The sequence below is a fragment of the Streptomyces sp. NPDC020379 genome, from assembly GCF_044387105.1.
Lineage (GTDB): Bacteria > Actinomycetota > Actinomycetes > Streptomycetales > Streptomycetaceae > Streptomyces.
Genome location: NZ_JBIRVR010000001.1, coordinates 320,764 through 345,969, shown reverse-complemented (window position 1 = coordinate 345,969; position 25,206 = coordinate 320,764). Strand labels below are relative to the sequence as shown.

At 72.0% G+C, this 25,206-nt stretch carries 25 protein-coding genes; 13 read left to right on the top strand and 12 right to left on the bottom strand.

Translation table 11 applies throughout. The features are described from left to right. Window positions 1-45: 45 nt before the first annotated feature. Complete coding sequence (locus tag ACH427_RS01610) at window positions 46-783, top strand: hypothetical protein (RefSeq protein WP_398867316.1); 738 nt, start codon at window positions 46-48, stop codon at window positions 781-783. Here the strand turns inward: ACH427_RS01610 and ACH427_RS01605 are convergent. The 4 genes from ACH427_RS01605 to ACH427_RS01590 form a co-directional block, all read right to left on the bottom strand. Continuing rightward, on the bottom strand, window positions 708-1,472 hold the full coding sequence (locus tag ACH427_RS01605; RefSeq protein WP_398867315.1) for a hypothetical protein: 765 nt from the start codon (window positions 1,470-1,472) through the stop codon (window positions 708-710). The two genes, ACH427_RS01610 and ACH427_RS01605, sit on opposite strands and share 76 nt — an antisense overlap. Continuing rightward, window positions 1,469-3,238, bottom strand: coding sequence for a phosphatidylglycerol lysyltransferase domain-containing protein (locus tag ACH427_RS01600; RefSeq protein ID WP_398867314.1), 1,770 nt, complete (start codon window positions 3,236-3,238; stop codon window positions 1,469-1,471). The genes ACH427_RS01605 and ACH427_RS01600 overlap by 4 nt, the downstream gene beginning before the upstream one ends. Before the next feature lie 73 nt (window positions 3,239-3,311). After that, the gene (locus tag ACH427_RS01595; protein ID WP_398867313.1) at window positions 3,312-4,358 is read right to left on the bottom strand and encodes a nicotinate-nucleotide--dimethylbenzimidazole phosphoribosyltransferase; all 1,047 of its coding nucleotides are present in this window, start codon (window positions 4,356-4,358) and stop codon (window positions 3,312-3,314) included. A 125-nt stretch (window positions 4,359-4,483) separates the two neighbouring features. Then, entirely contained in the window at window positions 4,484-5,677 is a 1,194-nt protein-coding gene (locus ACH427_RS01590; protein WP_398867312.1) for a bifunctional adenosylcobinamide kinase/adenosylcobinamide-phosphate guanylyltransferase, read from the bottom strand. Window positions 5,678-5,860: 183 nt separating this feature from the next. Between ACH427_RS01590 and ACH427_RS01585 the strand changes: the two genes are divergently transcribed. Next, entirely contained in the window at window positions 5,861-6,070 is a 210-nt protein-coding gene (locus tag ACH427_RS01585; RefSeq protein ID WP_398867311.1) for a hypothetical protein, read from the top strand. A gap of 41 nt (window positions 6,071-6,111) precedes the next feature. Here the strand turns inward: ACH427_RS01585 and ACH427_RS01580 are convergent, their stop codons facing one another. The 3 genes from ACH427_RS01580 to ACH427_RS01570 form a co-directional block, all read right to left on the bottom strand. Further along, on the bottom strand, window positions 6,112-7,194 hold the full coding sequence (locus tag ACH427_RS01580; RefSeq protein WP_398867310.1) for a S1C family serine protease: 1,083 nt from the start codon (window positions 7,192-7,194) through the stop codon (window positions 6,112-6,114). 191 nt (window positions 7,195-7,385) lie between these two features. Then, window positions 7,386-8,093 (bottom strand): class I SAM-dependent methyltransferase, encoded by a 708-nt coding sequence (locus tag ACH427_RS01575; RefSeq protein ID WP_398867309.1) that lies wholly within the window; start codon window positions 8,091-8,093, stop codon window positions 7,386-7,388. 92 nt (window positions 8,094-8,185) lie between these two features. Next, window positions 8,186-8,788 (bottom strand): DUF3043 domain-containing protein, encoded by a 603-nt coding sequence (locus ACH427_RS01570; protein ID WP_398867308.1) that lies wholly within the window; start codon window positions 8,786-8,788, stop codon window positions 8,186-8,188. A 280-nt stretch (window positions 8,789-9,068) separates the two neighbouring features. Here ACH427_RS01570 and ACH427_RS01565 point away from each other — a divergent pair, with 280 nt between their 5' ends. The 4 genes from ACH427_RS01565 to ACH427_RS01550 all read left to right on the top strand — a co-directional run bounded on the left by ACH427_RS01565 (window position 9,069) and on the right by ACH427_RS01550 (window position 12,339). Further along, complete coding sequence (locus tag ACH427_RS01565) at window positions 9,069-9,866, top strand: PspA/IM30 family protein (RefSeq protein WP_398867307.1); 798 nt, start codon at window positions 9,069-9,071, stop codon at window positions 9,864-9,866. 52 nt (window positions 9,867-9,918) lie between these two features. Beyond that, window positions 9,919-10,197: a hypothetical protein gene (locus ACH427_RS01560; protein WP_398867306.1), complete on the top strand. Its 279-nt coding sequence runs from the start codon at window positions 9,919-9,921 to the stop codon at window positions 10,195-10,197. 141 nt (window positions 10,198-10,338) lie between these two features. Beyond that, entirely contained in the window at window positions 10,339-11,622 is a 1,284-nt protein-coding gene (locus ACH427_RS01555) for a sensor histidine kinase (protein ID WP_398867305.1), read from the top strand. A gap of 9 nt (window positions 11,623-11,631) precedes the next feature. Continuing rightward, window positions 11,632-12,339 (top strand): response regulator, encoded by a 708-nt coding sequence (locus ACH427_RS01550; protein ID WP_398867304.1) that lies wholly within the window; start codon window positions 11,632-11,634, stop codon window positions 12,337-12,339. A gap of 228 nt (window positions 12,340-12,567) precedes the next feature. On the opposite strand, the gene nadA is transcribed toward ACH427_RS01550, so the two are convergent. Next, a complete protein-coding gene (nadA, locus tag ACH427_RS01545) occupies window positions 12,568-13,746 on the bottom strand; it encodes a quinolinate synthase NadA (RefSeq protein WP_398867303.1) in 1,179 nt (392 codons plus the stop codon). A 246-nt stretch (window positions 13,747-13,992) separates the two neighbouring features. On the opposite strand from nadA, the gene ACH427_RS01540 reads away from it, so the two are divergent. Further along, window positions 13,993-14,349, top strand: a complete 357-nt coding sequence (locus ACH427_RS01540) for an iron-sulfur cluster assembly accessory protein (protein WP_301887915.1) — start codon at window positions 13,993-13,995, stop codon at window positions 14,347-14,349. An 88-nt stretch (window positions 14,350-14,437) separates the two neighbouring features. On the opposite strand, the gene ACH427_RS01535 is transcribed toward ACH427_RS01540, so the two are convergent. Beyond that, on the bottom strand, window positions 14,438-16,021 hold the full coding sequence (locus tag ACH427_RS01535) for a hypothetical protein (protein WP_398867302.1): 1,584 nt from the start codon (window positions 16,019-16,021) through the stop codon (window positions 14,438-14,440). Window positions 16,022-16,121: 100 nt separating this feature from the next. Further along, window positions 16,122-16,340 carry a hypothetical protein gene (locus ACH427_RS01530; protein ID WP_398867301.1) on the bottom strand — a complete coding sequence of 73 codons (219 nt, stop codon included), beginning with the start codon at window positions 16,338-16,340 and terminating at the stop codon, window positions 16,122-16,124. 188 nt (window positions 16,341-16,528) lie between these two features. Here ACH427_RS01530 and ACH427_RS01525 point away from each other — a divergent pair, with 188 nt between their 5' ends. After that, window positions 16,529-17,503 carry a carbohydrate kinase family protein gene (locus ACH427_RS01525; protein ID WP_398867300.1) on the top strand — a complete coding sequence of 325 codons (975 nt, stop codon included), beginning with the start codon at window positions 16,529-16,531 and terminating at the stop codon, window positions 17,501-17,503. 44 nt (window positions 17,504-17,547) lie between these two features. Here the strand turns inward: ACH427_RS01525 and ACH427_RS01520 are convergent, their stop codons facing one another. Then, window positions 17,548-18,930: a cysteine desulfurase/sulfurtransferase TusA family protein gene (locus ACH427_RS01520; RefSeq protein WP_398867299.1), complete on the bottom strand. Its 1,383-nt coding sequence runs from the start codon at window positions 18,928-18,930 to the stop codon at window positions 17,548-17,550. Window positions 18,931-19,332: 402 nt separating this feature from the next. On the opposite strand from ACH427_RS01520, the gene coxB reads away from it, so the two are divergent. From coxB to ACH427_RS01500, 4 genes are all read left to right on the top strand, one after another. Next, window positions 19,333-20,304: a cytochrome c oxidase subunit II gene (gene coxB / locus ACH427_RS01515; protein ID WP_398867298.1), complete on the top strand. Its 972-nt coding sequence runs from the start codon at window positions 19,333-19,335 to the stop codon at window positions 20,302-20,304. Then, a complete protein-coding gene (gene ctaD / locus ACH427_RS01510; RefSeq protein ID WP_116211307.1) occupies window positions 20,301-22,028 on the top strand; it encodes a cytochrome c oxidase subunit I in 1,728 nt (575 codons plus the stop codon). Before coxB ends, ctaD begins: the two co-directional genes overlap by 4 nt. After that, entirely contained in the window at window positions 22,025-22,423 is a 399-nt protein-coding gene (locus ACH427_RS01505; protein WP_361523352.1) for a cytochrome c oxidase subunit 4, read from the top strand. Before ctaD ends, ACH427_RS01505 begins: the two co-directional genes overlap by 4 nt. Before the next feature lie 180 nt (window positions 22,424-22,603). Then, window positions 22,604-23,851: an Ig-like domain-containing protein gene (locus ACH427_RS01500; protein ID WP_398867297.1), complete on the top strand. Its 1,248-nt coding sequence runs from the start codon at window positions 22,604-22,606 to the stop codon at window positions 23,849-23,851. Window positions 23,852-23,876: 25 nt separating this feature from the next. Here the strand turns inward: ACH427_RS01500 and ACH427_RS01495 are convergent, their stop codons facing one another. Further along, entirely contained in the window at window positions 23,877-24,284 is a 408-nt protein-coding gene (locus ACH427_RS01495) for a hypothetical protein (protein ID WP_398867296.1), read from the bottom strand. 295 nt (window positions 24,285-24,579) lie between these two features. Between ACH427_RS01495 and ACH427_RS01490 the strand changes: the two genes are divergently transcribed. Continuing rightward, the gene (locus ACH427_RS01490; RefSeq protein ID WP_361523343.1) at window positions 24,580-25,200 is read left to right on the top strand and encodes a heme-copper oxidase subunit III; all 621 of its coding nucleotides are present in this window, start codon (window positions 24,580-24,582) and stop codon (window positions 25,198-25,200) included. Window positions 25,201-25,206: the final 6 nt, after the last annotated feature.

The following is a 25,206-nucleotide window of genomic DNA, read 5'->3' as shown; positions in this document are numbered from 1 at the left end:
GGGCAGTAGGTTTGCTGGTGAGAGGCGTTCGGGAGCGGGAGATCCATGGGCCACTGGTGGGCGCGCAACATCGTCGAACCGGGCAAGTTGCCCCTGCTGCTCGCGCTGACCGCCTTCGTCATGACGTTCCTGGTGACCCGGGTGATCACCCGGCTGATCCGGGCGGGCCGGGGCCCCTTCCGCAACATCAGCCCCGGCGGTCTGCATGTGCACCATGTGGTGCCCGGCATCGTCCTGATGGTCGTCGGCGGCTTCGGAGCGGTCGGGGAGGGCCGGCACGGCTTCGGCGCCTCGGTCTCCGCCGTCCTCTTCGGCACCGGCGCCGGGCTGGTGCTGGACGAGTTCGCGCTCGTCCTGCACCTGGACGACGTCTACTGGACGGAGCAGGGCCGCAAGAGCGTCGAGGTCGTGGTGATGACGGCGGCCCTGGTCGGGCTGGTGCTCTCCGGCTTCCTGCCGTTCGGCGTCAACGAGCTGACCCCGGACGAGCTCCAGAACCGCAGCATCGTGATCACCAACTTCGTGACCAACTTCGTGATCGCCCTCTTCGCCCTCGCCAAGGGCAAGCCGCGGATCGCCGTGATCGGCTGCGTGGTGCCGCTGGTGGCCCTGGTCGGCGCGGTGCGGCTGGCCCGGCCCGGGTCACCGTGGGCCCGGCGCTTCTACCGCCACCGCCCACGGGCCCGCCGCAAGGCCCGGGTGCGCGCCTATCGCCACGACGCGCGCTGGGCCGCTGTGCGCAACCGCCTCCACGACCTGCTGGCGGGCGCCCCGGACCGCTGACCCGCGGCCTCCTCGTACGCGTCCGGGCCCGGCTTGCGCCGCCTGCGCACCTCGTCGGCGACGCACAGCACGAGCATCGCCAGGACCGCCGCTATGTGCTCCTTGCCCGCCAGGTTCGGCTTGATCACGGCCTCCCCCACCATGGCCAGCACCACGGTGGCGCAGGTGAACCAGGCCCGGTAGCGCCAGGAGACGTACACCGCGAGCCCCACCACCGCGGCCGAGGGCCCGGTGTCGATGACCTTGGCCGCGTCGGGCGGCAGGCCGAGGACGGAGTCCGGGCCGATGTGGATGGCCAGCCGCGCGTACATCGTCCCGGCGAGCGTGGCGATATACGCGATGGCGAGCGTGCGCCACTTGCCCAGGCAGATCTCCGCGATGCCGAAGACCAGCAGGATCTGGGCCAGCGCGCCCCACACCGGCAGGTCCAGCGCGGGGACGAACAGCGACAGCGGGGTCCGCAGCAGCGCCAGCCACCAGGGCAGCTGCGCCTGCACGGAGCCCAGCTTCTGCACCGGCTGGAAGCCCCAGGGCTGGTTCTGCACCAGCTGGAAGACCGAGGTCAGGACCACGGCCGAGAGCGTCATCGGGACCGCGCGCAGCTTCCCGCGCGCCAGGGCCCGCCGGACGGTGCCGACGAGCGGACCCCATTCGGTATACGCGGCGCGACGCAGCGCCGCGCGGTTCATCGCGAGCTCTCCAGGTGTTTGCGGTTGAGCCACTTCGGCAGCCCCGGAGCCTCCAGGAAGCCCTCGGCCCGGGCGCTCGCGATCCCGATCCGCAGCAGATCGCTGCTCTTCTCGAACAGCATGAAACGAGGTTCCCAGATGGGGCGGTACTTCGCATTTGCTCGGTAGAGCGACTCGATCTGCCACCAGCGGGAGAAGAAGCTCAGCAGCGAGCGCCAGATCCGCAGCACCGGGCCCGCGCCCAGCCGCGAGCCCCGCTCGAAGACGGAGCGGAACATCGCGAAGTTCAGCGACACCTGGGTGATGCCGAGCCCCTTGGCCTGCTGGAGCAGCTCGATGACCATGAACTCCATCAGGCCGTTCTCGGAGTCCCGGTCCCGCCGCATCAGGTCCAGCGACAGGCCCTTGGGGCCCCACGGCACGAAGCTCAGCAGCGCCCGCAGCTCACCGTTCCCGTCGTGGCACTCCAGCATCACGCAGCGGCCGTCACCGGGGTCGCCGAGCCGGCCCAGCGCCATGGAGAAGCCGCGCTCGGTGGCCCCGTCGCGCCAGTCGTCCGCGCGCCGCAGCAGCTCGGCCATCTCCGCCTCGGGGATGTCCTCGTGGCGCCTGACGGTGACGCTGTAACCGGCGCGCTTGACCCGGTTGTACGCCTGCCGCACGGTCCGCATCGCGCGCCCGTCGAGGGTGAACTCGCCGGTGTCCACGATGGCCTCGTCACCGATCTCCAGGGCGTTCAGGCCGTGCCGGGCGTAGATCGTGCCGCCCTCCTCGCTCGCGCCCATCACCGCCGGGCTCCAGCCGTGCTCGCGGGCCTCGGTCAGCCAGGGCTCGATGGCACCGGGCCACGCCTCGGGGTCGCCGATCGGGTCGCCGGAGGCCAGGGAGACCCCGCCCACCACGCGATAGGTGACCGCCGCCTTGCCGCTGGGCGACCAGATGACGCTCTTCTCGCGGCGCAGCGCGAAATAGCCGAGCGAGTCCCGGTCGCCGTGCCTGGCCAGCAGGGCGCGCAGCCGCTCCTCGTCCTCGCCGGTGAGCGGGTCGGTGGCGCGCCGGGCGCGGAAGGCCGCGTACACCACGAGCAGCAGCAGGACCGTGCTCATGACGTTGATGAAGACGTTCACCCAGCTGGGCGTGGAGACGCCCGGATAGCGCTCCTCGTCCACAGAGATCGAGATCAGCCGCATGAAGCCGTAGAGCCAGCGGTCCCAGAAGGTGGAGCGCCAGGCGTCGGCGGCCTCGTTGGTGGCCGTCACCAGCAGCCCGGCGACCAGCGAGGTGATCAGCAGGCCGCCCGCCGCGACGAGCGTGGCGAGGCGCGGGTTGGCGCGGTCGCCCTTGGCGTAGAACTCGCGGCGGCCCGTGATCAGCGCGGCCACGAAGAGACCGGTCATCACCAGGGAGAACCAGTTCAGGCCGTGCCTGCTGAACTGCGGGTCGGTCATGAGCAGCGCCATGAAGACCAGGAACAGCCCGGACAGCACCAGATTGAGGATCCACGAGGCGCGCTTGCGCCGGCGCAGGGTGACCGCCATGACGAACGACCACAGCGCCGACGCGAAGCCCGCCGTCAGCAGATACGGGGTGAAGAACTCGTCGACGTTGTGCCGCCGGATGTCCGCCCCGAACGACACCCATACCGCGCTGAGCAGATTGACGAACGTGACCACGCGCAGATACCACACGGCGAACGTGGCGGAACGCCGCGGCCAGACACCGCCGGCCGGCGTTCCCTCATCCGGAGTCAAGCGAGCTTCTCCCATGAAAAGTGAGCATATGGGGCACCTTCTGCGGTGGAATTCCGGCGTCGTACGGACCCCTGGTCACCCAGGCCCCTCAGTCACGCTCCGGGAGTTCCGCCGCCAGGGCCGCGGCCGCCTGCACCAATGGCAGCGCGAGCAGCGCCCCTGTCCCCTCGCCCACTGTGACGCCATGATCGAGCAAAGGGTTGAGAGCCATCCGGTCGAGCGCCTTCGCCTGGGCCGGATCGCCGCTCGACTGCCCGGCGAGCCACCAGTCCGGCGCCCGGAACGCCACCCGCTGCGCCACGAGCGCGCACGCCGCCGAGACCACCCCGTCGAGGATGACCGGCGTCCGGCGCACCGCGCTCTGCAGCAGGAAACCCGTGGCCGCGGTGAGGTCCGCGCCGCCGGTCGCCGCCAGCAGCTGGAGCTGGTCGCCCAGCACCGGGCGGGCCCGGCGCAGCGCGTCCCGGATCGCGGCGCACTTGCGCATCCACGCCAGGTCGTCGATGCCCGCGCCGCCCCGGCCGGTGACCACGGAGGCGTCCGTGCCGCACAGCGCGCCGATCAGGGTGCCCGCCGCGGTGGTGCCGCCCACGCTGAGGTCGCCCAGGACCACCAGGTCGGTGCCCGAGTCGGCCTCCTCGTCGGCGATCGCCATGCCCGCGCGGAACGCCGCCTCGGCCTCCTCGGCCGTCAGCGCGTCCTCGACGTCGATCCGGCCTGAGCCACGGCGCACGCGGTGCCGCGTGACGTCCTCGGGCAGCTCCGCCGGGTCACAGTCCACCGACATGTCGACGACGCGCAGCCGCGCGCCGGCCCGCCGCGCCAGGACCGCGCCGGTGCTCCGCCCGTCCAGGGCCGCCCGTACGAGCTCGTGGGCGCCCCCCTTCGGGCCCGCCGAGACGCCCAGCTCGGCGACGCCGTGGTCGCCCGCGAACAGCAGCGCCGTGACCCGCTCGACCGGCTTGACCGGTACGGAGCCCTGCGCCGCGGCGAGCCACTCGCCCAGCTCGTCCAGCCGGCCCAGGGCCCCCGGGCGGGGCGCGAGGCGCTCCCGCCGTGCTTCGGCATCCCTGCGGACGCCGGGGTCGGGGCGCTCGATCAGGGTGGCGAAGTCATCAAGATTCAGACCGCTCATCCGCGCAACACTACCCGTGGGGGCGGGGGGTATCCCTGTGGGTGCGCCACGCTTTCCCGCCGCCGCCCCGGAGTTCGCGCCGCGGCGGCCGCCGCGGAGACCGGCGGGAAGGCCCCCGGTCCAGGTCAGCGCAGGGGCAACGCCTGTCCCGCCACCACCAGCACCACCTGCTCGCACTCACCCGCGACCGCCGCGTTGAGCCGGCCCAGCGCGTCACGGAAGCGGCGGCCCGAGGCGGTCGCGGGGACGACGCCCGAGCCCACCTCGTTGCTGACGGTCACCACCGTGCGGGACGTCGCGCGCAGGGCTGCCACCAGGGCGTCCACCCGGGCGGCGAGCGCGGCGGAGCCGCCGTCGGACCACGTCGCGCCGTCCCAGGCACCGACGGAGTCCATCGCGTCCGTCAGCCACAGCGACAGGCAGTCGATCAGCAGCGGAGGGCCGTCGGCGGCCAGCAGCGGGACGAGGTCGCAGGTCTCCGCCGTACGCCAGGAACCCGGCCGGCGCTCGCGGTGCAGGGCCACCCGGGCCGCCCAGTCGGCGTCGCCCTCCCGCGTGCCGCCGGTGGCCACGTACAGCACGTCGGGGAAGGACTCCAGCCGCCGCTCCGCCTCCACCGACTTGCCCGACCGGGCGCCGCCCAGGACAAGCGTCCGGCGCGGCAGGTCCGGCACCGCGTGGTAGTCGCCGACGACCAGCGTCGTGCCGTCCGGCACGGCCCGCGCGCCCGCGGCGGCCAGCCGCCGGTGCAGCTCGCGGCCCGGCGGCACGTCGTGGTCGAGGTGGACGGCGAGCACGTCGGTCGTCGCGGCGACCGCGCCCGCGCCGCGCAGCCGGGCCAGCGCGTCGGGCCGCCCGGCGACGTCGAGCAGCACCATGTCGTACGGCTTCGCCCCCACCGGCCCGGCCGGGGCGCCGCCCGGCGGGAGGTAGAGCAGGCGCTCGCCGTCGGGGGACGCCACCTCGTAGCCGGTGCCCGGGGAGTCCAGGGCCATCGCCCGCACCTTGTGCCCGCTGATCAGCGACAGCTCGCGCCCGTCCGGGACCCGCACCGGCGCGGGCAGCCCGGCCGGGAACTCGACCGAGGGCCCGTCGTGCGGGTGCGAGAGCAGCACCTGCCGCACCCCCGCGATCGACCGCCCCGCCCGCGCGGCCGCGAAGGCCGGGCCCGGGGTGAGGTCCAGGAGCAGCGCCCCGTCGACGAGCAGCGCGGTCGCGGCCCGCGCGTCGTCGCCGACGGCGGTGGCGCACGACGCGCAGGGGCAGGCGGGGCGCGGCAGCCCGTCGGGGGCTCCGGTGCCGAGCAGAGTCAGTTCCACGCACTGATCGTCTCGCGTCCGCCGGGCACGGGCGCGCGGGGCTCACCCCTTCGCCGCGCTTCGTGACCCGGGCGCGGGCGGAGCGGCGCGGAAGGGGCGTACAAGATCTGCCGCACACGGCCTAGGCTGCGCTGCACAGCACATGGACGTGCGGTTCGGCTAGCGAAGGCCCAGGAGGCGGACATGGCGTGGGTGTGGCGGTTCGAGAAGGCCGACGGGACGGAGACGTCGCCCTCGGTGGAGCCGGAGGACTTCACTACGCAAGGGGACGCGGAGTCCTGGATCGGCGAGGTGTGGAAGGACCTCCTCGACGGCGGGGCCGAGCAGGTCACGCTGTTCGAGGACGGCACGGAGATCTACCGGATGAGCCTGCGGGCGGCCGTCGACGGCTGAGGCCCTGGGGCCCGGCACCCCACCGGGGTGCCGGGCCGCGGTCACATCTCGCCCAGGGTCACATTCGCCGTGTGCTCCGAGCCGTCCCGGTCGTACGTCACGTCCGCCCGGTCGCCCGGCTTGAGCGCCGCGAGGGCCTCGGTCAGCGACTGCATGGTCGTGATCGGGCTCTTGCCGACCCGCGTGATGATGTCGCCGGCCTTCAGGCCCGCCTTGTCGGCGGCGCCGCCCCGGGTGACGGAGACGATCGCGACCCCGGCCGGCGCGAAGTCCTGGCCGATGATGGTCCGCGCGGTGATGCCCAGCGCGGCCCGGCCGGAGTCGGTGACCTTGCCGCTTTTGACGATCTGCCCGGCGATGGTGCGCACCGTCGCGGCGGGGATCGCGAAGCCGATGCCGGGCGCGGCGCCCTGCCCCAGCTCCGGGTCGGTGGCGGCCAGCGTCGGGATGCCGATGACCTGGCCGGCGAGGTTCACGAGGGCGCCGCCGCTGTTGCCGGGGTTGATGGCCGCGGACGTCTGCACCATGTTGGAGATCGTCGCGCCCGTGCCGCCCCCGCCGCGGCCCTCGCTGACCGTGCGTCCCACGGCGGAGACGATGCCCTGGGTGACGCTGCTGGACAGCCCGAGGGGGTTGCCCATGGCCAGCACGATCTGGCCGACCTCGACCTTGGCGGAGTCGCCGAGCGTGGCGGGCTTGACGTTCTTCGGCACGCTGTCGAGCTGGACGACGGCGAGGTCCTGCTCGGGGTAGCTGGAGACGAGCCGGGCGCCGACGGCGTCGCCGCCGGTCGCCAGGGTGACCTTGAAGCTCGTGGCGTCCCCGACGACGTGCGCGTTGGTGACGACATGCCCCTTGTCGTCGTAGACGACCCCGGAGCCGAGGCCCTCGCCGGTGGTGATCTGCACGACGGACGGAAGGACGTCCTTGACGACCTTCTCGTACGCGGCCTGGAGATCCCCGGCGGCCGCGGGGGCGGGGGCGGCGGACGAGGCCGTCGAGGGGGCCGGGGAGGCCGCAGTGTGCGAGGTGGAGCACCCGGCGAGGAGAGCGGCGGCACAGGCCGCGGCGCTCAGGGGGAGGAGGATCCGGCGGGAGCGGGCAGGTGCGCGTGAACCGTCCATATTCGGAGTATCACGGCCGGGGCCGCCGCTGTCCCGGCCGGTGAGGCAACGGGGGCGGACGGTGGACAAGAGCCCGGCCCCGGGCGTCTGTCGCCCGGAAACCGAGCCCGGCCCGCCTTGAGCCCCGCACGCTCGCGAAGATCCCGGGCCCGCCTTGAGCCCCGCACGCTCGCGAAGACCCCCGGCCTGCCTCAGCCCCGCACGCCGCACAGATGCAGCAGCGCCGCCACCGCGCGGTAGGGGTCCGTCCGCCCCGCCCGGTCCTCCGCCGCCAGCAGGCGGTGCAGCTCCGTGCCGGACGGCGGCGCGGCCGTGTCCGGGGCCCGGTCGGTGAAGACCCGCACGCCGTACCACGCGTGGAGCGGCGCCCCGATGCCCGCGAGGGTCGCGGTCAGGGTCTCCAGCCGGTCCGCGCGCACGTCCAGGCCGAGGCGGTTGGTGTAGGCGGGCGAGTCGAAGGCCGCCAGCGCGGTCTCCCAGTCACCGCCCAGCCCGGGGCGCATCGCCAGCGCGTCGGCGTTCCGCACGACCAGGGACAGCAGGCCGCCGGGCGCGAGCACCCGGGCCAGCCCGGCGAGCATCGGGTCGGGCTCCGGCACGTACATCAGGACGCCGTGGCACAGCACGACATCGAACGCGCCGGGCAGGAAGTGCGCGCCGGTGTCCCGGCCGTCGCCCTCGATGACCCGCACCCGCTCCTGGATGCCCTCCGGCTCGGCGGTGAGCGCCTGCCGGACCGCGGCCACCATCCGCGGGTCGGACTCCAGGCCGGTCACCTCGTGACCGGCGCGGGCCAGCCGCAGTGCCTGGGTGCCCTGGCCGAGGCCGACGTCCAGGACGCGCAGCCGGCGGCCCACCGGGAAGCGGGCCGCTATCTGTTCGTCGAGCTGGCGCGCCACCAGCTCCTGGCGGACGGTGTTCCGGATCCCCCCGAGCCCTCGTAGCCAGGCGTCGGCGCCACCGCCGAAGCCGGCCGTGAGGGCGCCGCCGGTCAGGGCTTCGCCCCGCGCTTGACCATGGGCTTGGGCAGTCGGAGCCGGCGGATCTGGAGCGTGCGCATCAGGCCGTAGGGCACGGCGCCGCGCAGGTTCTCACCCGGGAAGCGCTGCTTGAGCGCGCGCCGCAGGGTGATGCCCGTGATCACGGAGTTGATGACGATGAGGAGGATGACGATCATCCAGGCGAGCAGCACGTACGCCTGGAAGGAGCCGCGGTTGACCATGCTCATGATGAGGATGATCACGGCGAGGGGGAGGAAGAACTCCGCCACCGAATAGCGCGCGTCCACGAAGTCGCGCGCGAAGCGGCGGATCGGGCCCTTGTCGCGGGCCGGCAGGAACCGCTCGTCACCGTTGGCGAGGGCCTCGCGCTGCTTGGCCAGGTCCACGCGGCGGGCCTCGCGGGCGCGCTTGGTGGCGTCCTTGCGATTGGTGGGAGTGCTGGCCAGGCTGCGGCGCTGCGCGGTGGCCTCGCTGCGCTTGGGGGTCGGGCGGCCCTTCGGGGCCTGCGGGTCACGGGGCTGCTGAGACCGGTCCGCGCTCGCCTTGGCGGCTGCGGCCTGCTCATCCTTGGAAGTGGAACGGCTTCGGAACACGAAACCCAAGGGTACGGGGTGCGCCCTGCGGGTCACCGGCCGCAGGGGGAACGATCCGGCAACGGCGGCGCGTTCACCGTACGGGGGCGGGGGCGGGGCGCACCCCCGGCACCCCGGCATCCGCGTACTCCTTGCGCCGGAGAGCGGTGGCCTTCTGATCGTCCTGGAGGAGGAGCGCATCGGCGCCCGAACAGTGCGGTAATGGAAGCGGGCCCCGTACTGTGGGTTCTGCAAGATGTGCTGGAGTTCGTAGTCCGTCAGAAGGGGGCGCCCGAGGCCCATGAGCGGTGTCATGAAGCGTATGGGAATGATTTTCCGCGCGAAGGCCAACAAGGCCCTGGACCGGGCCGAGGATCCGCGCGAGACTCTCGACTACTCGTACCAGAAGCAGCTTGAGCTGCTGCAGAAGGTGCGCCGCGGAGTGGCGGACGTCGCCACCTCCCGCAAGCGCCTGGAGCTCCAGCTCAACCAGCTCCAGGGCCAGTCCACCAAGCTGGAGGACCAGGGCCGCAAGGCGCTCGCGCTCGGCCGTGAGGATCTGGCGCGCGAGGCGCTCTCCCGGCGGGCCGCGCTCCAGCAGCAGGTCAGCGACCTGGAGACGCAGCACTCCACGCTCCAGGGCGAGGAGGAGAAGCTGACGCTCGCCGCGCAGCGCCTCCAGGCCAAGGTCGACGCCTTCCGCACCAAGAAGGAGACGATCAAGGCCACCTACACCGCCGCCCAGGCCCAGACCCGCATCGGCGAGGCGTTCTCCGGCATCTCCGAGGAGATGGGCGACGTCGGCATGGCCATCCAGCGCGCCGAGGACAAGACGCAGCAGATGCAGGCCCGCGCCGGCGCCATCGACGAGCTGCTCGCCTCGGGCGCCCTCGACGACCCCACCGGCACCGCCAAGGACGACATCACCGCCGAGCTGGACCGCCTCTCCGGCGGCTCGGACGTGGAGCTGGAGCTCCAGCGGATGAAGGCCGAGCTCGCGGGCGGCACCAGCGGCCGGCAGCAGGCCATCGAGGGCGGTACCGGCGGTCAGGCGCAGCAGGCGCAGCCGCAGGAGCGGCCGCGCTTCGACAAGCAGTGACCGGGTAAGGATCGGCAGTGAGTCAGCAGGCACCGGACCGAGGGAGACCGTCATGATCGTGCGGATCATGGGGGAGGGGCAGGTGAGGCTGGCCGACAGCCACTTCACCGAGCTGAACAGGCTGGACGACGAGCTGCTCGCCGAGATGGAGAGCGGTGACGAGGAGGGCTTCCGCCGCACCCTCGGCGCCCTGCTCGGCGCCGTGCGCGACCTCGGCGAGCCCCTGCCCGACGACGCCCTGGAGCCCTCCGAGCTCATCCTCCCCGCGCCCGACGCCTCGCTGGACGAGGTCAGGCAGATGCTGAGCGACGACGGTCTCATCCCCGGCTGACACCACCGCCCGCGCCCCGGCCGGCCCCGCACACTCCAGCACCCGCGGCGCCCCCTCCCCCTGTGGGGCGGGGGCGCGGCCGGTTCCACCGGTGCGCCCGCGCGGCGCGAGGGCGCCGCGCGACCCTCCTGATGGGACCCGATGACCTCTCTCGCCGTCACCGGTCTGGCCCGCCCCCGCGGCTGGCTGCGCGCCCACCCGCTCGCCGCCGACTCGCTGCTGGCCGCCGCCACCCTCGCGACCGTCCTCATCGGCTCGGTCGTCAACCGCCGCTCCGGCACCCTGCCCCCGCCCGGCCCCGGCTTCATCGTGCTGAGCGTCCTGGCCTGCGCCTGCCTCGTGGCCCGCCGGAGGGTCCCCAGGACGGTGCTCTGCGCCACCTCCGCGCTGACCCTCGTCGAGGTCGTCAGCGGCCGCGAGGACCTGCCGCGCACCCAGATCGCGATGGCCGTCGTCGTCGCCCTCTACACCGTCGCGTCCCGCACCGAGCGGCCCGCCGCCTGGCGCATCGCCGCCCTCACCGTCGCCCTGCTCGGGGGCATCGTGGTGCTCTCCGGAGTGCCGCCCTGGTACTCGCAGGAGAACCTCGGCCTCCTCGCCTGGACCGGCCTCGCGGCCGCCGCGGGCGACGCCGTCCGCAGCCGTCGCGCCTACATCGCGGCGATCGAGGAGCGGGCCGTACGCGCGGAGCGCACCCGCGAGGAGGAGGCACGGCGCCGCGTCGCCGAGGAACGGCTGCGGATCGCGCGCGAGCTCCATGACGTCGTCGCCCACCACATCGCCCTCGTCAACGTCCAGGCGGGAGTGGCCTCGCACATCATGGACAGCCGCCCCGACCAGGCCAAGGAGGCCCTCGCGCACGTCCGCGAGGCCAGCCGCTCGGCCCTCGCGGAGCTGCGTGCCACGGTCGGCCTGCTGCGGCAGTACGGCGACCCCGAGGCGCCCACGGAACCGGCCCCCGGCCTCGCCGTCCTCGGCCCCCTCGTCGACGGCTTCGCCCGCGCGGGCCTGCGCGTCGACGTCAGCGCGGCCTCGGGCCTCCCCGGCGGCCCCCGCACCACCACAGACGCGGCGGAGGCGGCAGCCGTCATCGGCAAGCTGCCCGCCGCCGCCGACCTGGCCGCCTACCGCGTGCTCCAGGAGGCGCTGACCAACGTCCAGAAGCACGCGGGGCCGGGCGCCCGCGCCGAGGCCGGTCTCGTACGCGACGCGAACTCCCTCCTCGTCGTCGTCCAGGACGACGGCGGCGACCCGGCCCCGGAGCCGGGCGGCGCCGACCGGGCCCCCGGTGGCCACGGCCTGGTCGGCATGAAGGAGCGCGCCTGCGCCCTGGGCGGTACGTGCGAGGCGGGCCCGAGGGACGGCGCCCCCGGCTTCCGGGTCCGCGTCCGGCTGCCGATCGGCGTGGCGGGAGAACGCGCCTAGGCTGAGGCCATGCCTGACGAGCCGCCCGCAGAAGCCATACGCGTCCTCCTCGCCGACGACCAGGCGCTGTTGCGCAGCGCCTTCCGGGTGCTGGTGAACTCCGAGCCCGACATGACCGTGGTGGGAGAGGCGGCGGACGGCGCGGAGGCCGTCGAGCTGGCCCGCCGCCACCTCCCGGACGTCGTCCTGATGGACATCCGCATGCCCGGCACGGACGGCCTCGCGGCCACCCGCGCGATCTGCTCCGACCCCGCCCTCTCAAAGGTGCGGGTGGTGATGCTGACGACCTTCGAGGTCGACGAGTACGTGGTGCAGTCGCTGCGCGCGGGCGCCTCCGGCTTCCTCGGCAAGGGCGCGGAGCCGGAGGAGCTGCTCTCGGCGATCCGGATCACCAGAGCGGGGGAGTCGCTGCTGTCACCGGCCGCGACGAAGGGCCTCATAGCGCAGTTCCTGGCCCAGGGCGACCCCGAGCCGTGGCACGACGGCACGGCCCCGGCGGCGACCCGCCTCGACGCCCTGACCGGCCGGGAGCGGGAGGTGCTGGTGCAGGTGGCCGGCGGGCTGTCGAACGACGAGATCGGCGAGCGGCTCGCTGTCAGCCCGCTGACGGTGAAGACGCATGTGAACCGGGCGATGGCCAAGCTGGGGGCTCGTGACCGAGCCCAATTGGTGGTCATCGCTTACGAGTCGGGGCTGGTGCGGCCGCGGGCGGAGTAGGTCGCCGGCCCCGCCCCTTCCCGGCCGCATCCCGCGGCTCCGCCGCGTGGGGGAGCTGCGCCTCAGACCTCGCAACACGGCTTCGCCGCGTTGTCCTCGATCGCCGGACGGGCTGAAAAGAATGGCGCGCCCCCACCCCCGGCACCCACCACACACCAGCCCGGCCGGCGATCGAGGTCACCCGAACCCCAACCGCAACAACCCCGCACCCGGCGACAACCCCGCCGCCTACGGCAACGAGAGCATCCGCTCCAGCGCCAGCCGGGAGAACGCCGCGACCTCCGCGTCGACCTCGATGCGGTTGACGACCTTGCCGTCCGCCAGCGACTCCAGTGCCCACACCAGGTGCGGCAGATCGATCCGGTTCATCGTCGAGCAGAAGCAGACCGTCTTGTCGAGGAAGACGATCTCCTTGCCCTCATCGGCGAACCGGTTCGCCAGGCGGCGTACGAGGTTGAGTTCCGTGCCGATGGCCCACTTGGAGCCGGCCGGGGCGGCCTCCAGCGTCTTGATGATGTATTCCGTCGAACCGACGTAGTCCGCCGCGGCCACGACCTCGTGCTTGCACTCGGGGTGCACCAGCACATTGACGCCGGGGATGCGCTCGCGCACGTCGCGCACGGAGTCCAGCGAGAAGCGGCCGTGCACGGAGCAGTGCCCGCGCCACAGGATCATCTTCGCGTCCCGCAGCTGTTCGGGGGTCAGCCCGCCGTTCGGCCGGTGCGGGTTGTAGACCACGCAGTCGTCCAGGGACATGCCGAGGTCCCGGACGGCGGTGTTGCGGCCGAGGTGCTGGTCGGGCAGGAAGAGCACCTTCTCGCCCTGCTCGAAGGCCCAGTTCAGGGCGCGCTCGGCGTTGGAGGAGGTGCAGATCGTGCCGCCGTGCTTGCCGGTGAACGCCTTGATGTCGGCGGAGGAGTTCATGTACGAGACGGGGACGGTCACCTCGGCGACGCCCGCCTCGGTCAGCACGTCCCAGCACTCCGCGACCTGCTCGGCGGTGGCCATGTCGGCCATCGAGCACCCGGCGGCCAGGTCCGGCAGGACGACCTGCTGGGCGTCGGTGGTGAGGATGTCCGCGGACTCGGCCATGAAGTGGACGCCGCAGAAGACGATGTACTCGGCGTCGGGCCGGGCGGCCGCGTCGCGCGCGAGCTTGAAGGAGTCCCCGGTGACGTCCGCGAACTCGATGACCTCGTCGCGCTGGTAGTGGTGCCCCAGCACGAAGACCTTGTCCCCGAGCCTGGCCTTGGCCGCCCGGGCGCGCTCGACGAGGTCCGGGTCGGACGGCGCCGGCAGGTCGCCCGGACATTCCACGCCGCGTTCGCTCCTGGGGTCGGCCTCGCGGCCGAGCAGCAGGAGCGCGAGGGGGGTGGGCTGGACATCCAAGGGTTGGGCGGTGGTCACGACACGCACCCTTTCTGTTCCGCTGACGGCCCTGAACGGCCTTGTCGTCAATTTGACGCTATCTATCATAACCGCTTCACGTCACTTTGACGATGTCCATAGTGTCGATGTGACGCATTCCCGATCGGGCGCACGGTGTGCGAGCATGAAAGGCGAGAAGTGACATGCCAGGCCCGGAATGAATCCGGGAGACCGGCGGTTGCAGCCGAGGGCAAGCAGTCCGCACAAAACCCGGGAGTGAAGCAGATGTCCGTTCAGGACGAGAAGACCACTGTGAGCGACGGCATCCTCCTGTCCGACGCCGCGGCCGCCAAGGTCAAGGCTCTGCTGGAGCAGGAAGGCCGGGAGGACCTCGCCCTGCGTGTGGCCGTCCAGCCCGGTGGCTGCTCCGGTCTGCGCTACCAGCTCTTCTTCGACGAGCGCTCGCTCGACGGCGACGTCGTCAAGGACTTCGACGGTGTCAAGGTCGTCACCGACCGCATGAGCGCCCCGTACCTGGGCGGCGCCTCCATCGACTTCGTCGACACCATCGAGAAGCAGGGCTTCACGATCGACAACCCCAACGCCACGGGCTCCTGCGCCTGCGGCGACTCCTTCAGCTAGGCGGACCGGCCGCCCCCGGCGCGGCCCGGCACCACGCGTGAAGGCGGCGCCCCCGAAAAAGGGGCGCCGCCTTCGGCGTTCCCGCGGCCTATTTCCCCCGGGTGGCCTCCGGCACGGTCTCACCGGTGACCGCGTCCACCACCTTCCGCCCGTCCAGCGGGCGGTCCAGCGTCACCGTCCGGTCGAAGCGCTCCGCCATCATCACGCACATCCGGCCGGGCTGCTTCTCCGTGCCGGTGACCTTCACCGTCACCGCGTCCGACGACTGCTCGGCCGACACCGCGTAGGTGTCGCACACCCCGCCCCAGAAGTGCAGGACGAGCTTCGTGCCGTCCTGGTCGTACCCGAACACGCGCACCGCGGTCGTCCGGGGCGTGCCCGTCGCCGGAGGGCCGGACGGTGCCGAGGGCGCGGTGGACGGCGCCGTGAGGAACTTCGGGTCCACCGCGGGCTGGACGACCGGCACCGTGGCCTCCTTGTCCGTGGCCCCCGCCATCCGCACCTGGAAGATCCACGACGGCACCAGCGTCTCCCGCCCCCGCACATACAGCTGGGCGAGCGCGAACGAGGCGCCGTGGACCACCGCGGGCTCCCCGCCCGGCTTGGCGGACGCCGGCGGGCAGGGCGTGGTGGGGTCGTCCGGCGTGGCGGGCACGGTCGTCGCGCAGCCGCCGACGGCCACCGGCTGCCCCGGGCCGCTGTGCTTGTCGAGTTCCTTCAGCGCCTCGGTCGCGTTGATCAGCGGATACTCGGCACCCTTCTTCGGGGTCTCCAACTGCCCGGCGCCCTTGACCAGTTGCGCGTCCGAGCCGACCTCCAGCGTCGTCTGCCGTCCGTACGTGGGCGTGCCGTCCACCACCGGGTCGGCGCGCACGGCCCGTACCGCCCCGAAGGTCTGGTGGGCGTCGAGCTTCGCGTCGGACTGGCCGAGGGCCTTCAGCACGGGCGCCGCCGCGTTCTTCGCCTTCTCCTGCGTCACCGCCCGCGCGTCACCGGGCGCGATGCCCCTGTACTGCGGGCAGTTCATGGAGGGGGAGTTCCCGGCGGGGGAGTTCCCGGAGGGCGAGGCGAGAGACTTGTCCAGGCCCTTGTCCGCGCTCTCCCGGGGCCCCGCGCCCGGCGGGTGCGCGCAGCCGCCGCCCGGCGAGCCGTACCGCGAGAACGACCAGTCGCCCGGCCCCTGTTGCTTCACCTGGAGCGTCGGCTCGTCGGAACCGGGCGCGCCGCCGACCCGCCACACGCCCCCTTCGAGCCGGGGCGCGCCCTGCACCGACAGGGCCTTGGCCAGTGCCGCCACCCGGTCCTTGCCGACCTGGTCCCCGGGCGGGTACACCGCCGCCTTCCGCGGGCCCTCCGGCAACTGCCCCTCCGCGCGGTAGCGCACGCCGTTCGGATCCGGCTCGCCCACCGCGATGCCCTGCGAGGAGCCGCCGCCCGTGCGATAGCCGTCCAGCGCCAGGGGCGGGGGAGAGCCGTCGCCGCCCGGCCCGCCGGACGCCTTGGAGTCCCCGTCCGACGCGGTCGACGCCCAGTACGCGCCGCCGCCACCGGCCAGCAGCACCGCCGCCGCCACCGACGCCACCGCCAGCCGCGGGTGCTTCCGCCGGCCCTTGGGGTCCGGGGTGCGATCGGCGGGACCACTGCTGTCCGGTGTGCCGCCTTCGGTGCTCACCACATCGCTCCTTCGCTCCGCTCAATGTCCGTACTGCCTGGTCCCCCGAGAAGAGGACGCCGCTTGGACGGGGCGGAGGAGCGAGCGGTTCCACCAGTGCTCAGTCGCCGTACTCCGACATGGCGTCGAGCAGCCGGGCGGACCGCGGGGGCACCGACACCCCGTGGATCCGTGAGGGCGGTACGGGGGCGACGGCCGCGGCCGCCTTGGACGTCGCCCAGTGCGGAGCCATCCGGGCACAGAGCCCGCGCAGCTCCTCCAGCGACTCGGGGTCGCACTCGGTCTCGGGGAGAGTGACGTGCTTCACAGGGTTCGGCATACCGGCACCGTACGCACCATGGAGCACACCGAGAAAGGGCTACTATTAGGTAATTTTGTCCCTTCGGTGGCTTGATTCACCCCCCTGGGACCGGGGCGGGACCCGATAGCGTGGTGTGGCTTTTCCCGTTTTCCCGTTCGCTCAGTCTTGCCGCCATGTTCACCTCGCCCCGCAGGAGCAGACCCGCCGTGCGTATCGCTGTCACCGGCTCCATCGCCACCGACCACCTGATGACTTTCCCCGGCCGTTTCGCCGATCAGCTCGTGGCGGACCAGCTGCACACCGTCTCCCTCTCCTTCCTCGTCGACGATCTGGACGTGCGCCGCGGTGGCGTCGGCCCCAACATCTGCTTCGGCATGGGCCTCCTCGGCCTGCGGCCCGTCCTCGTCGGCGCCGCCGGCCAGGACTTCGCCGAGTACCGCGCCTGGCTCGACCGGCACGGCGTCGACACCGCCTCCGTCCGCATCTCCGAGGTCCTGCACACCGCGCGCTTCGTCTGCACGACGGACACCGACCACAACCAGATCGCGTCCTTCTACACCGGCGCGATGAGCGAGGCCCGCCAGATCGAGCTCCAGCCGGTCGCGGACCGCGTCGGCGGCCTCGACCTCGTCCTCATCGGCGCGGACGACCCCGAGGCGATGCTCCGCCACACCGAGGAGTGCCGCACCCGCGGCATCCCCTTCGCCGCCGACCCCTCCCAGCAGCTCGCCCGCCTGGAGGGCGACGACATCCGCCAGCTGGTCGACGGCGCGGCCTACCTCTTCACCAACGAGTACGAGAAGGCCCTCATCGAGACCAAGACCGGCTGGTCGGCGGACGAGATCCTGGCCAAGGTCGGCACCCGCGTCACCACGCTGGGCGCGCGGGGCGTGCGCATCGAGCGCGCCGGCGAGCCGGCCATCGAGGTCGGCTGCGCCCAGGAGGAGGCCAAGGTCGACCCGACCGGCGTCGGCGACGCCTTCCGCGCGGGCTTCCTCGCGGGCGTCACCTGGGAGCTCTCCCTGGAGCGCGCGGCCCAGCTCGGCTGCATGCTGGCCACGCTCGTCATCGAGACGCTGGGCACACAGGAGTACGAGCTGCGCCGCGGCCACTTCATGGAGCGCTTCACCAAGGCGTACGGCGAGGACGCCGCCGCCGAGGTGAAGGCCCGCCTGGCCTGAGGCCGCCCGCACGCCCCCGTGCCGCGGCACGGGGGCGTCCCTTGCTACGAGCTCCGCCGCACCGTGTAGGCGACCCCGCCTTCCACCGGCCGCTCGCCCACGTACTCCTGCTCCCGCATGGCACACCACGCCGGCACGTCGAGCCGGGCCGCCTCGTCGTCGGACAGCACCGTGACCAGGCCGCCCACCGGCACCCCCGGGAACGCCTTCGCCAGCTCGATCACCGGGACCGGGCACCGCTTGCCGAGCGCGTCGACCACCAGCTCCGCCGTCCCCCCGGCCGGAACCGCCGACTCCGTCGGGGCGCCCAGCTGCTCCCGTACCGACGCCACCACCCCGGGCAGCACCTCCAGGAACCGCTCGACGTCCTCCTCGGCGGTGCCCGTCGGCAGCGACACCCGGACGTTGCCCTCCGACAGCACCCCCATCGCCCGCAGCACATGGCTGGGCGTCAGCGTGCTGGACGTGCACGAGGAACCGGATGACACGGAGAACCCGGCCCGGTCCAGGGCGTGCAGCAGGCTCTCGCCGTCCACATAGAGGCACGAGAACGTGACCAGGTGCGGCAGCCGCCGCTCGGGGTCGCCGACGACCTCCACGTCCCGTACGAGCTCCGGCACCCGCGCCCGGACGCGCTCCACCAGTGCCCGCAGCCGGGCCCCTTCGGCCGCCGCCTCCGCCTGCACGGCACGCAGCGAGGCCGCCGCCGCCACGATCGCCGGGAGGTCCGGGAAACCGGGGGCGCGCCCCGACTCCCGCTCGTCCGCCGGTCCCTGGGCCGCGAACCGCACCCCCTTGCGCACGGCCAGCAGCCCCACGCCCGACGGGCCGCCCCACTTGTGCGCGCTGGCCGTGAGCAGGGACCAGCCGCCCCCGACGCGCCCCCAGCCGAGCGACTGCGCCGCGTCCACGAGCAACGGCACGCCCGCCGCCCGGCACTCCTCGGCCGCCTCGGCCACCGGCTGCTCCGTGCCCACCTCGTGGTTGGCGGACTGGAGGGCGGCGAGCGCGGTGTCCGCCCGCAGGGCCGCCGCGTACGCGCCCGGCGCCACCCGCCCCGTACGGTCCACCGGCACCTCCGTGAAGGTGCCGCCGGCCGCTTCGAGCGCCGCGGCCGACTGGAGTACGGCGGAGTGCTCCACCGCGGACACCACCAGATGGCGGCCGACGCGGCGCCGGCCCGCGAGGGCGCCGGCGATGCCGTCGTGCAGCGCGCGGGTCCCCGAAGGGGTGAACACCAGCTCGTCCGGGCGGCAGCCCACGGCATCCGCGGCGGCCTCGCGCGCGGCGTCCAGCAGCAGGCGGGCCCGCCGCCCCTCGCGGTAGAGCCGGGCGGGGTCGGCCCACCCCTCGTCGAGCGAGGCCAACAGGGCCTGACGGGCCACGGGGTGCAGGGGCGCGGCGGAAGCGGCGTCGAAGTAGGGCACGCCTTTACGCTAACGCGGCCCGTCGCGGCCGGGCCCGTCGCCGGGGACCCCCGCCGCGGGTGCCGCCGGCCGCCGACCCGCCCGGTCGGCCCACTCGTGATCCACCCGCCGGACGGCTTCTCCGCGGCGGCCGCTCGCGCGCCGGAAACCCACTCCATCGCGTGACCTCACCGCGCGTCGGGCGGGTCTGCTGACGGTCTTCCAGATAGCCTCCGGACGCCGAGATTCCATCCCTTCGGGGAGTGACCCGGCGCGTTGGGCACCCTCCCCGCGCGACCCCAAATAGCGTCCAGTAGGGTTTGGTCCGCATAAACATCCAAACCCCTGCCCGCAGCGGGCCGGCGACCGACCAGCAGACGGCCGCAGCCGGCCGCACGGGCGAGACTCTCGGGAAGGCGCTACGTGAGTCCCAACGGCTCCGACCGCTCGTCGCGGCGCCCGGTGCGGCGGAAGCTGCTGCAGGCGCTGGCCGCGGGCGCTGTCCTGGCGACCGCCTCCGGTTGCACATATAAGGACTTCCCCCGCCTCGGAATGCCCACTCCCGTCACGGAAGAGGCCCCGAGGATCCTCTCCCTGTGGCAGGGCTCTTGGGCCGCCGCCCTCGTGGTCGGCGTCCTGGTGTGGGGCCTGATCATCTGGAGCGTCATCTTCCACCGGCGTAGCCGGACGAAGGTGCAGATCCCCACGCAAACCCGGTACAACATGCCCATCGAGGCGCTGTACACCGCGGTTCCGATCATCATCGTGTCGGTGTTCTTCTACTTCACCGCGCGCGATGAGAACAAGCTTCTGACCAACCCTGAGAAGCCGAAGCACCTCATCAACGTGGTGGGCTTCCAGTGGAGCTGGGCGTTCAACTACATGGAGAACGTCGACGGCAACACGGCCACCCCCGCGCAGCCGCTCCGTGACAACAAGGAGCTGGCGGCGATTCCCGACCGGTTCCTGAAGAAGGCACCGCAGGGCGCGGAGGGTGTGTACGAGGTCGGTACCCCCGGTGAGCGGAACCCGCAGAACGGCAACCCGGGCCCGACCCTGTGGCTGCCCAAGGGTGAGACGGTGGAGTTCGTCCTGACCTCGCGGGACGTCATCCACTCCTTCTGGGTGGTGCCGTTCCTGATGAAGCAGGACGTCATCCCGGGGCACACCAACAGCTTCACGGTGACCCCGAACAAGGAGGGCACCTTCTTCGGCAAGTGTGCCGAGCTCTGCGGCCAGGACCACTCCCGCATGCTCTTCAATGTCAAGGTCGTCTCCCCTGAGCGCTACCAGCAGCATCTGAAGGATCTTGCGAAGAAGGGCCAGACCGGCTACCAGCCGGCGGGCATCGCGCAGACGGATCACGCGAAGAACGCGGAGACCAAGAACAAGTGAGCATCCTCAACGAACCCCAGGGTGCCGCCGCCGCGACAGCCACGGCAGCACCACCCGTACGCCAGAAGCAGCCCGGTAATCAGGTGATCAAGTGGCTCACCACCACTGACCACAAGACCATCGGCACGATGTATCTGGTCACGTCGTTCGCGTTCTTCTGCATCGGCGGCCTGATGGCGCTCCTCATGCGCGCCGAGCTCGCCCGTCCCGGCACGCAGATCATGTCGAACGAGCAGTTCAACCAGGCGTTCACGATGCACGGCACGATCATGCTGCTGATGTTCGCGACGCCCCTGTTCGCCGGTTTCGCGAACTGGATCATGCCGCTCCAGATCGGCGCGCCCGACGTGGCGTTCCCGCGGCTGAACATGTTCGCCTACTGGCTCTACCTCTTCGGCTCGCTGATCGCGGTGGCCGGCTTCCTCACCCCGCAGGGTGCGGCCGACTTCGGCTGGTTCGCCTACTCCCCGCTGTCGGACGCCGTCCGCTCGCCGGGCGTCGGCGCCGACATGTGGATCATGGGTCTGGCCTTCTCCGGCTTCGGCACGATCCTCGGTTCGGTCAACTTCATCACCACGATCATCTGCATGCGCGCCCCGGGCATGACGATGTTCCGCATGCCGATCTTCACCTGGAACGTCCTGCTGACCGGTGTGCTGGTCCTGCTGGCCTTCCCGGTGCTCGCGGCCGCGCTGTTCGCCCTGGAGGCGGACCGTAAATTCGGTGCGCAGATCTTCAACGCGGCCAACGGCGGCTCACTGCTGTGGCAGCACCTCTTCTGGTTCTTCGGCCATCCAGAGGTGTACATCATCGCCCTGCCGTTCTTCGGCATCATCTCCGAGGTCATTCCGGTCTTCAGCCGGAAGCCGATGTTCGGTTACGGCAGCCTCATCGCCGCCACGATCGCCATCGCCGGTCTCTCGGTGACGGTGTGGGCGCACCACATGTATGTGACGGGCGGCGTGCTCCTGCCGTTCTTCTCCTTCATGACCTTCCTGATCGCGGTCCCGACCGGTGTGAAGTTCTTCAACTGGATCGGCACCATGTGGAAGGGCTCGCTCTCCTTCGAGACGCCCATGCTGTGGGCCATCGGCTTCCTGATCACCTTCACCTTCGGTGGTCTGACCGGTGTCATCCTGGCCTCGCCGCCGCTGGACTTCCACGTCTCCGACTCGTACTTCGTCGTGGCGCACTTCCACTACGTGATCTTCGGTACGGTCGTCTTCGCGATGTTCGCCGGCTTCCACTTCTGGTGGCCGAAGTTCACCGGCAAGATGCTGGACGAGCGCCTGGGCAAGATCACCTTCTGGACGCTGTTCGTGGGCTTCCACGGCACGTTCCTGGTGCAGCACTGGCTGGGTGTGGAGGGCATGCCGCGCCGCTACGCCGACTACCTGGCGGCGGACGGCTTCACCACGCTGAACACGATCTCGACGATCAGCTCGTTCCTGCTCGGCCTGTCGATCCTGCCGTTCTTCTACAACGTCTGGAAGACCGCCAAGTACGGCAAGAAGGTCGAGGTCGACGACCCGTGGGGTTACGGCCGCTCGCTGGAGTGGGCGACCTCCTGCCCGCCGCCGCGGCACAACTTCCTCACGCTGCCGCGCATCCGCTCCGAGGCCCCGGCCTTCGATCTGCACCACCCGGAGATCGCGGCCCTGGAGCTCGAGGAGAACCTCGCGCACGACAAGGCCCTCGCGGGTGGCAAGGAGGCCGGCAAGTGAAGGTCCAAGGCCGGATGTTCATCTGGCTCTCCGTCTTCGTCCTCGCCATGGCGATCGTCTATGGCGTGTGGTCGAAGGAGCCGGCCGGTACCACCGCGCTGTTCCTGGCCTTCGGCCTGTGCATCATGGTCGGCTACTACCTGGCGTTCACCGCGCGCCGGGTGGACGTCGGCGCCCAGGACAACGTGGACGCCGATGTCGCGGACGACGCCGGTGAGCTGGGCTTCTTCGCCCCGCACAGCTGGCAGCCGCTGGCCCTGGCCGTCGGTGGCGCGCTCGCCTTCATGGGCGTCGTCTTCGGCTGGTGGCTGATGTACTTCTCCGCCCCGGTCATCCTGGTCGGCCTCTTCGGCTGGGTGTTCGAGTTCTACCGCGGCGAGAACGCGAACCAGTAGGTTCCGCCGGACCGCGTACGCCGGGCCCCGCACACCGCAAGGTGTGCGGGGCCCGGTCGCGTTCCGCCCCGGGAGCCCGGGGCGGTGCCACGGACGGAGCAGTGCCGGGCCACCGCCGCGAATGCACCCGTTCGCAGCATCCCGCAGGCCGTGCCCCCCGTTCCTTCCTACGGTGTGACCATGAGTCACTCACCTCGATGCCGCACGGTGTTCCGGGGGGCCCTGCTGATGGTCTCGCTGGCCCTGGGGGTCTCCGCGTGCGGCGACTCGTCCAACCCGCTGGCCGACAAGCCCTACGACGCGACCGGGCAGGTCATGCTCACCAGCGCCGGTGACGGGGAGAAAGCCGACCCCAGCAAGCCGCTGGAGGTGCGGGCGAGCGGCTCCGACCGGATCACCGACGTCACCGCCACGGACGCCGCCGGGCGCTACGTGCAGGGCGAGCTCGCCCCCGACGGCACCCACTGGCACAGCACCGGCGCCCTGGCGGCCGGCGCCCACTACACGGTGCGGGTGAGCACCGAGGACGAGAACGGCGCTCCAGGGCGCCGGACGATCGGTTTCGACACCAGTGCGGCAGATCGCCTGCTGAGGGTGAATTTCGGCCCGCAGAGCGGCACCTACGGCGTCGGACAGCCCATCACCGCGGAACTCAGCGCCCCCGTCCAGGACCCCGCGGCCCGGTCCACCATCGAGCGCGCCCTCAAGGTCGACTCCGAGCCCTCCGTGGAGGGCGCCTGGCACTGGGTGGACAACCGCACGCTGCACTACCGGCCCAAGGAGTACTGGCCCGCCCACGCGACCGTGGAGGCCCGCTCCGGCCTGGACGGCATCAAGGTGGGCGGCGGACTCTACGGAGGGTCCTCCAAGCCCGTGAAGCTCACCATCGGCGACCGTATCGAGGCCATCACCGACGCGGCTGGCCACAGCATGACCGTGCTCCGCAACGGCCAGGAGATCCGGTCCATCCCGGTGACCACCGGCAAGCCCGGCTACGCCACCCGCAACGGGGTCAAGGTGGTCCTCGGCCGCGAATCCTTCGTACGGATGCGCGGCACCAGCATCGGCATCGCCGAGGGCAGCGACGACTCGTACGACCTGCCCGTCTACTGGGCCACCCGGGTCACCTGGAGCGGCGAGTACGTGCACGCCGCCCCCTGGTCCGAGGGGTCACAGGGCGCCGAGAACGTCAGCCACGGCTGCACCGGCATGAGCACGGAGAACGCCAAGTGGTTCTTCGACACCATCCACCTGGGCGACGTCGTCAAGGTCGTGGGCAGCGCAGGGGCCACCATGACGCCCTTCGACAACGGCTTCGGCGACTGGAACATGTCGTGGCAGCAGTGGCGCGAGGGCAGCGCCCTGGCGGCCGGGAAACGCGACGGGAGCAGCCCCGCCGATGCGGCCCGCCTCCGCCCGCAGCTCTAGCCCCGCTCCGGGCCGTGAGAGGCCCTCAGGCACCCACCGAGTGCCGCGCGGCGTCGCGCAGCAGCCCGGCCAGGGCGCCGGCGAAGACGGCCGGGTCCAGCGGATGGGTGACCGCCGCGTCCGCGCGGCTCCAGGTGGCCAGCCAGGCGTCCTGCGGGCGGCCCATGAGCAGCAGCACCGGCGGGCAGCGGAACACCTCGTCCTTGAGCTGCCTGCAGACGCCCATGCCGCCCGCGGGCGCCGTCTCGCCGTCCAGCACGCACACGTCGATCCGGCGCTCCTCCAGGGCCTTCAGGACAGCGGGAAGGGTCGCGCACTCCAGATACCGCACCGGTGGCACATCGGCGGCGGGGCGCTGCCCGGCGGCCAGCCGTACCTGCTCGCGGGTGCCCGCGTCGTCGCTGTAGACCAGCACCGTGGCGGTCGGCTGCATCGTTCCTCCAGGCTTGTGGACGAAGGGCACGGCTGTGGCTCGGATGCGGAACGCACCGTTGCGCGGATGCTACTCCGCGGGCGCCGCGCCCGAGGAGGGGCGGGAAAACCCGGATGCGTCGCGAGCCCGCCCGACGGCCCGTCACCAGCGCGTCCCACCGGGCCCGCGCGGGCCCGCGGAGGCGACGCTTCCCCCCTTTGGGGGATCGCCGGCCTGGGCCGTACGAGCAGCGCATACGCTCTTGACACACCGAACGGCACCCCCCGGAGTGAGCGCGAGATAAGCGACCGACATAATGTCGGTCGTGGCGACAGCAACAGCAGTAGATACCGGGCACGCGCACCCGTCGGTCAACCGGCCGAACCTCACCAGCGTCGGAACCATCATCTGGCTGAGTTCCGAGCTGATGTTCTTCGCGGCCCTCTTCGCGATGTACTTCACCCTCCGATCGGTGACCGGCACGGACCACTGGAAGGAGATGGCGTCCTCGCTGAACGTTCCGTTCTCAGCGACGAACACCACGATCCTGGTGCTCTCCTCCCTCACCTGCCAGCTCGGCGTCTTCGCCGCCGAGCGCGGCGACGTGAAGAAGCTGCGCACCTGGTTCGCGATCACGTTCGTGATGGGTGCCATCTTCATCGGCGGTCAGATCTTCGAGTACACGGACCTGGTCAAGAAGGACGGGCTCTCCCTGTCCTCCGACCCGTACGGCTCGGCGTTCTATCTGACGACGGGCTTCCACGGACTGCATGTGACAGGCGGCCTGATCGCCTTCCTGCTGGTCCTTGGCAGGACGTACGCGGCCAAGAGGTTCACTCACCACCAGGCGACGGCGGCCATTGTCGTGTCCTACTACTGGCACTTCGTCGACGTGGTCTGGATCGGCCTCTTCGCCACGATCTACTTGATCAAGTAATCGAAG

What these genes read in the sequence shown, in the direction of transcription:
- ACH427_RS01610 (WP_398867316.1), top strand. Translation starts at nt 46, where the DNA reads ATGGGCCACTGGTGGGCGCGCAACATCGTCGAACCGGGCAAGTTGCCC.
- ACH427_RS01605 (WP_398867315.1), bottom strand. Translation starts at nt 1,472, where the DNA reads ATGAACCGCGCGGCGCTGCGTCGCGCCGCGTATACCGAATGGGGTCCG.
- ACH427_RS01600 (WP_398867314.1), bottom strand. Translation starts at nt 3,238, where the DNA reads ATGGGAGAAGCTCGCTTGACTCCGGATGAGGGAACGCCGGCCGGCGGT.
- ACH427_RS01595 (WP_398867313.1), bottom strand. Translation starts at nt 4,358, where the DNA reads ATGAGCGGTCTGAATCTTGATGACTTCGCCACCCTGATCGAGCGCCCC.
- ACH427_RS01585 (WP_398867311.1), top strand. Translation starts at nt 5,861, where the DNA reads ATGGCGTGGGTGTGGCGGTTCGAGAAGGCCGACGGGACGGAGACGTCG.
- ACH427_RS01580 (WP_398867310.1), bottom strand. Translation starts at nt 7,194, where the DNA reads ATGGACGGTTCACGCGCACCTGCCCGCTCCCGCCGGATCCTCCTCCCC.
- ACH427_RS01565 (WP_398867307.1), top strand. Translation starts at nt 9,069, where the DNA reads ATGAGCGGTGTCATGAAGCGTATGGGAATGATTTTCCGCGCGAAGGCC.
- ACH427_RS01560 (WP_398867306.1), top strand. Translation starts at nt 9,919, where the DNA reads ATGATCGTGCGGATCATGGGGGAGGGGCAGGTGAGGCTGGCCGACAGC.
- ACH427_RS01555 (WP_398867305.1), top strand. Translation starts at nt 10,339, where the DNA reads ATGACCTCTCTCGCCGTCACCGGTCTGGCCCGCCCCCGCGGCTGGCTG.
- ACH427_RS01550 (WP_398867304.1), top strand. Translation starts at nt 11,632, where the DNA reads ATGCCTGACGAGCCGCCCGCAGAAGCCATACGCGTCCTCCTCGCCGAC.
- ACH427_RS01540 (WP_301887915.1), top strand. Translation starts at nt 13,993, where the DNA reads ATGTCCGTTCAGGACGAGAAGACCACTGTGAGCGACGGCATCCTCCTG.
- ACH427_RS01530 (WP_398867301.1), bottom strand. Translation starts at nt 16,340, where the DNA reads ATGCCGAACCCTGTGAAGCACGTCACTCTCCCCGAGACCGAGTGCGAC.
- ACH427_RS01500 (WP_398867297.1), top strand. Translation starts at nt 22,604, where the DNA reads ATGAGTCACTCACCTCGATGCCGCACGGTGTTCCGGGGGGCCCTGCTG.
- ACH427_RS01495 (WP_398867296.1), bottom strand. Translation starts at nt 24,284, where the DNA reads ATGCAGCCGACCGCCACGGTGCTGGTCTACAGCGACGACGCGGGCACC.
- ACH427_RS01490 (WP_361523343.1), top strand. Translation starts at nt 24,580, where the DNA reads ATGTCGGTCGTGGCGACAGCAACAGCAGTAGATACCGGGCACGCGCAC.